At 63.3% G+C, this 5558-nt stretch carries 5 protein-coding genes; 3 read left to right on the forward strand and 2 right to left on the reverse strand.

Annotation, left to right across the window (positions count from 1 at the left end):
* Positions 1-175 precede the first annotated feature (175 nt).
* Positions 176-775: a hypothetical protein gene (locus KDH09_10335; GenBank protein ID MCB0220081.1), complete on the forward strand. Its 600-nt coding sequence runs from the start codon at positions 176-178 to the stop codon at positions 773-775.
* 95 nt (positions 776-870) lie between these two features.
* A complete protein-coding gene (locus KDH09_10340; GenBank protein ID MCB0220082.1) occupies positions 871-1557 on the forward strand; it encodes a hypothetical protein in 687 nt (228 codons plus the stop codon).
* On the opposite strand, the gene KDH09_10345 is transcribed toward KDH09_10340, so the two are convergent.
* Both KDH09_10345 and KDH09_10350 read right to left on the reverse strand, forming a co-directional pair.
* Positions 1554-2438, reverse strand: coding sequence for a ParA family protein (locus KDH09_10345; protein ID MCB0220083.1), 885 nt, complete (start codon positions 2436-2438; stop codon positions 1554-1556). The two genes, KDH09_10340 and KDH09_10345, sit on opposite strands and share 4 nt — an antisense overlap.
* 69 nt (positions 2439-2507) lie before the next feature.
* Complete coding sequence (locus KDH09_10350) at positions 2508-3476, reverse strand: hypothetical protein (protein ID MCB0220084.1); 969 nt, start codon at positions 3474-3476, stop codon at positions 2508-2510.
* Positions 3477-3951: 475 nt separating this feature from the next.
* Between KDH09_10350 and ftsH the strand changes: the two genes are divergently transcribed.
* Positions 3952-5558: ATP-dependent zinc metalloprotease FtsH (gene ftsH, locus KDH09_10355; GenBank protein ID MCB0220085.1), on the forward strand; the 1607-nt coding region annotated here is incomplete at its 3' end.

A 5558-nucleotide genomic window follows, 5' to 3' on the forward strand; every position in this document is an offset into this window, starting at 1 on the left:
GTTCACCTGCCGGCGCTCTTTGCCAGCATGCAGGGCGTGATCGCCCGCCACGAGGAACTCGCGCCGCTGGCACCGATGGTCGAGCGCGCGCGTCAGGCAAATCTCAAATAGCCCTTGCACACCGGGCGTGCCCGTGATTGGATTGGGCACACAGTGTAGAGAGCGGGAGAAGAGTATGAGGCGGACGATTCTGGCGGTGCTGGCCCTGTTTGCGGTGCTTGCATTGCCGCATGTGGCAAACGCAGAGCCCAAACCCAAGAAGAAGCTCTATTTTACCGGCGGCGGCGCGGTGGATTTCGGCAACGGCGCCATCGGCAAGCACCCGGCGTTGCTGACGTTGCCGGCGCAGCCCACCCAGGGCTTCGACGACATCTTTGGCAAGGGCTTCAGCTTCAACGGCTACTTCGGCGGCCCGATCATGGACAATGTCTCCTTGCAGGTTGGCTACACCGGCGAGTTTCACAGCGGCAAGGCCGTGGACCTGGAGGCGCACTGGTTCCTGGCCGAGCTCAAGTTCAATCCGCGGCTGGGGCGTATCGATCCCTACGTGCTCGGCGGCATCGGTGCGGCGGTGGGCAACATCAAGGCCTCCGGCGTCGCGGCGAACATCGACACGAATGTGGAGTTCGCCTACACCTTTGCCGGCGGCGTGGACATCTACGTGACCGACCTGATCGCATTGCAGCCCGAAGTCCGGGTGCGCTCGATCAAGGACAGCGGCATCTGGGTCTACCCGGTGAGCCTGGGCATGAACGTCCTTTTCCTTTTCGAATAGCGATAAAATCTGCCGGTCTGTGAGCTTGCTCACGCTGATGGCGTGAGCGCAGGTCTAGGCTCGATGCAAAACTCAGGACTGATGGAATGAAAACGATGAAAACCCCCATACGCAGCTTTGTCTTTCTTCTGGCCCTCGCGCTGATCGTCCTTGCCGCCGCGCCGGCACGCGCCGAGAGGGCGCTATCGGTGAGCGAGTTCTCGTTTCTCGCCCAGTCCGGGGAAGAGGGTGCAAAGAAACGTCAACCGCCCTCGCTCTTCGGTGGCTTCGAGGGGGGCGACCGCTCCTATGCAGGCATTCGGCTGAGCTGGATCAATCCCGACGGGCACTTCAAGCGCGCGGCCATGGAAAAGAGCTTCGGCACGGGCGTGGGCGTAGTGCTCTACGGAGGCCGCGAGCTGCGTCGGGGCTTTGCGATTCAGTTCTCAATGGGCCTGGATTCCTACGAGGACAATCCCGGCGATATGGCGACCTTCTGGAGCACGCTGGGGGCGCGTCTGCAGCCCATCGACTGGACCTTCTCGCCCTACATCTTCGGCGGTGCGGGCATTGCCGCCATTGCCGCCGACGCACCGACAAACCCTGCCCCGGCGGGCTGGGACGGGGATGTCGATGGTGAGCTCGCTTTTACTACCGATGCCGGCGGCGGCGTGGAAGTCCTGTTGCTCGATGACATGGCCTTCGCCATCGAGTTCCGCTACCGCTACCAGAACGGTTTTTCAGGAAACATTTCGACCCACCAGTATGGGATCGGCGGGAACATCGTCTTTGTCGATTTCTAAATCGCCCAGTTGCCTTCGCTGTCGCGGCCGGTGATTTCTTCGGCCAGTGCTCGGTAGGCGAGGGCGGCTGCCGCCTGGGGCTGGTGCGCAAAGAGCGGCTGCCCAAGGTGCTGGGCCTGGCGAATGGCAGAGTTGATCGGGATCTCCGCGGCGCAGACGATGGGACCGAATGTGGTCTCCACCTGTCGCCGGATGGAGGCGTTGGCCGCCGGGGTTCGCGCATCCACCTTGGTCAGCACGATTCCCAGAATCCCCAGGCGCGGATTGAGGTTTTCGCTCACGCGCGCGAATGCGTCGAAGAGATCGTTCACCCCTTCATAAGAGAGCGCCGAGAGTTCGGTCGGCACGAGCACCTCGTCGGCGGCGACGAGCGCATTGACGGTGAGCTCTCCCACGTGCGGCGGGCAATCGAGAATGATCCAGTCGTAATGGGTGCGCGTCACTTCGAGCGACTGCTTGAGATAGAACTCCTTGCCGATCTTGCTGGCGAGCAATCCTTCGCTCTCGGCGAGTTTCTTGTCCGAGAGTACGACTTCAAGTGAAGAATCGGCGACCGGTTGCACGAGGTCGAGCAGCTCTTCGCCACGATTGATGATGACCTGGGAGAGATGGCCCTTGCGGCCGCCGAGTCGCGCGTGAAGGCTGGCGGCCACGTGCCCCTGCGGATCGAGGTCGACGAGCAGGACGCGCTGATGGAGCTCGTCGGCGAGTGCGCAGGCCAGATGCACGGCGGTGGTGGTCTTGCCGACGCCGCCCTTTTGCGAGGCGACGGCGACGACGCGGGCGGCTTTCTTACCGCGGGCGTAGTTGGTCTTGGGGCCGGCCAGTTGCTGCAACCTGCGAGCAAGCTGGTTCATGGGCGTGCGACGGGCTGCGCACATGGGGGAGGTCCTCGCCTTCAGCCGCTACGGCCTTGATGGGCGCGGCGGCTCCAGAGAATGCGGGCGAGGCTAGTCGAGGTATTCTTCGAGGGCCAGCGCGAGGGATTCCTCGCTGAGCCCCACGCGTGAGCGCAGGTCGATGTAGGAACGCAGCGCAGCCCCTTCAGGGCCCCAGTCCTCAAAAAAGAGCGCGCGAATCTCTTCCATTGCGACGTCCCCGCGCGCGACGGCCTCATGGAGCTCGTGCGCCAGGGAGTAGCCGAGCAGGTGGGCCGCGCCGACGAAGGCGGGAATGGGGGCTTCGTAGACCTCGGTAAGGTAGGGCGCGTGCTCTTCATCGCGCTCGGCCTGCAGGTGCAGGGCGGCGATCTCGAAGACGAGCAGCTCGTCCTCGCTGTAGTCCTCTTCATCCTCGCCGGGGTAGAGGCCAATCGCCAGGATCTCCGCCTCGCAAGGGGTCTCGCGCTCTGGCACTACCAGGCGCGAGCCGAAGAAGCCCAGCGCCTCATGCATAACGAGCTGATAGAAGAGGTCCGAACGGCTCGCCGCATCGGGTGAGCCGCCACTGACGTGGCGAATGAAGTGGGAGGCTTCCTCGGCCGCAACGAAACCGGTCGGGTTTGCCAGGAAGACTGCGGGCAGATCGGGGAGGAAATAGCTCTCGCCGGCCAGAAGCTGGCGGTGAATCTCGCCCAGATCCTCGGCGTCGTAGAGTCCCGAGCGCTCGCACAGTTCGAGCAGGGCGCGCGGGTGGGGGCCGAAAACGAGCACCTGCGAGAGCTGCTCCCCGACCGGAATGCCCATCAGGTCCGAGATCGTGCGGGCGCAGCGCTGGAAGTGCTCACGCGGGTCATGCGGGGCTTGATCGCGGCGGCGCAGCAGACGCCCAGCGCGCGGGGTCTCCAGCGTGGCTGGTTGCTCCGGTGATACAGGGACGATGAGTTCCCCGAAATCGGGGAAGGACGGGGCCGGCGTGCTGCCGGCCTGGGCCTCGTCGAAGGGACGACGAAGCACGCTGGATTGGAGAAACTTCCTCACCAAGTTGATAGCCCTCGGGGAGCCCCACAGCTCCACACCCACGCATGATACGGGGGCCCGGGGAGGGAGACAATTTTGCCGGAATGGATGTAACCATTGGAAATTATGAGTGTATTTCGCCGCCCGCTTGCCGCCCGCTTGCCGGAGGCCTCGCCGCTGGTTTACATATGTTTACACTTCCGGGACGCCCCGGCAGTGCAATTTGCGGGTCCAGCCCGGCGAGGAGTGGCACAGAATGCTTTTTCGTGGTTTGCGAGCCGGCCCCGCTTTGGGTGACCCCTTCGGGCCGCGCCGGGCATCGAATCAGGGAGCCGAGAACCCTGCGGAAGTGGCCCGGGAGCGCTCCCTGTGGTAGCCTTGAAATCTTGAGCCTTTTTTGCTGCCCGAACCCCGCTCAACCACGAAAATTTGGGGTTTCGGCCCGGAGAGAGAACCCTTGCTCCAGAACATCCTGAAAAACCTCGCCCTCTGGGTAATGATCCTTCTGGTGACCCTGCTCGTCGTTTGGTACGTCAAGGAAAACGCCCCCAATCCCAGCCAGGTCGCCTACAGCGAGTTCCTCAACGCCGTAGAGCAGGACCGCGTCGAACGCGTCGATATCACCGGCTATCAGATTCGCGGAAAGTACAAGGACCAGACCCAGGAATTTGCGACTTATGGTCCGGCCCATGAATTCCAGGTGGCCAAGGACCTGCGCGATCACAACGTGCTGGTCAACTACGTCGAAGAAAAAGACTCCATCTGGTGGCAGATTCTCATCAGCTGGTTCCCGCTATTGCTGATTCTCGTCCTGTTCTTCTTCTTTATGAGACAGATGCAGGCGGGTGGCGGTAAGGCGATGAGTTTTGGCAAGTCGCGCGCCCAGTTACTCCACGAGAGTTCCCACCGCGTCACCTTCGAAGACGTGGCCGGCTGCGAAGAGGCCAAGGACGAACTCGAGGAAATCATCGCCTTCCTGCGCGACCCCAAGAAGTTCACCAAGCTCGGCGGGCGCATTCCCAAGGGCGTGCTGCTTGTCGGGCCTCCGGGAACGGGCAAGACGCTGTTGGCCAAGGCCGTTGCCGGTGAGGCGGGCGTGCCGTTCTTCAGCATCTCGGGCTCGGATTTCGTCGAGATGTTCGTGGGCGTCGGCGCCTCGCGCGTGCGCGACCTGTTCCTGCAGGGCAAAAAGCACGCGCCGTGCATCATTTTCATTGACGAGATCGACGCCGTGGGCCGTCACCGCGGTGCGGGACTGGGCGGCGGACACGACGAACGCGAACAGACCCTCAATCAGCTTCTTGTGGAAATGGACGGCTTCGAAGCCAACGAGGGCGTGATCCTTGTCGCTGCTACGAACCGCCCCGACGTACTCGACCCGGCGCTGCTTCGTCCCGGTCGTTTCGACCGCCGCGTGGTGGTGGCGCGTCCCGACCTGCGCGGGCGCGAGCAGATCCTCGCCGTCCATACGCGCAAGGTGCCGCTGGCGCGCGATGTGAACCTCAACGTCATTGCGCGCGGAACGCCGGGCTTTGCCGGCGCCGACCTGGAAAACCTCGTCAACGAAGCGGCCCTCCTGGCGGCGCGCCGCGACCGCGAGTCGGTCTCCATGGCGGAGTTCGACGCTGCCAAGGACAAGGTGCTCATGGGCACCGAGCGCCGCAGTCAGGTGATTTCGGACGCCGAGAAGAAGACCACCGCCTATCACGAGGCGGGCCACACCATCGTGGGCAAGCTCGTTCACTCGGCCGATCCGGTGCACAAGGTGACGATCATTCCGCGCGGCATGGCGCTGGGGCTGACCCAGTACCTGCCCGAGGAAGACAAGCACACCTACTCGCGCACCTATGTGGAGTCGCAGATCTCCATCCTGATGGGCGGACGCATCGCCGAGGAACTCATCTTCGATGAGCTCACCACCGGTGCGGGCAACGACATCGAGCGTGCGACCGACCTTGCCCGCAAGATGGTTTGCGAGTGGGGCATGAGCGACAAGCTCGGTCCGCTCACCTACGGTGAGGCCGAGACAGAAGTCTTCCTGGGCCGCGACATGACCCGCTCACGCAACTATTCCGAGGATACCTCACAGCAGATCGGTCGTGA

The organism is Chrysiogenia bacterium (genome assembly GCA_020434085.1).
Taxonomy (GTDB): domain Bacteria; phylum JAGRBM01; class JAGRBM01; order JAGRBM01; family JAGRBM01; genus JAGRBM01.

Excerpts from the sequence above, each read along its gene's own strand:
- KDH09_10345 (MCB0220083.1), bottom strand. The coding sequence starts at position 2,438 with ATGTGCGCAGCCCGTCGCACGCCCATGAACCAGCTTGCTCGCAGGTTG.
- KDH09_10340 (MCB0220082.1), top strand. The coding sequence starts at position 871 with ATGAAAACCCCCATACGCAGCTTTGTCTTTCTTCTGGCCCTCGCGCTG.
- KDH09_10335 (MCB0220081.1), top strand. The coding sequence starts at position 176 with ATGAGGCGGACGATTCTGGCGGTGCTGGCCCTGTTTGCGGTGCTTGCA.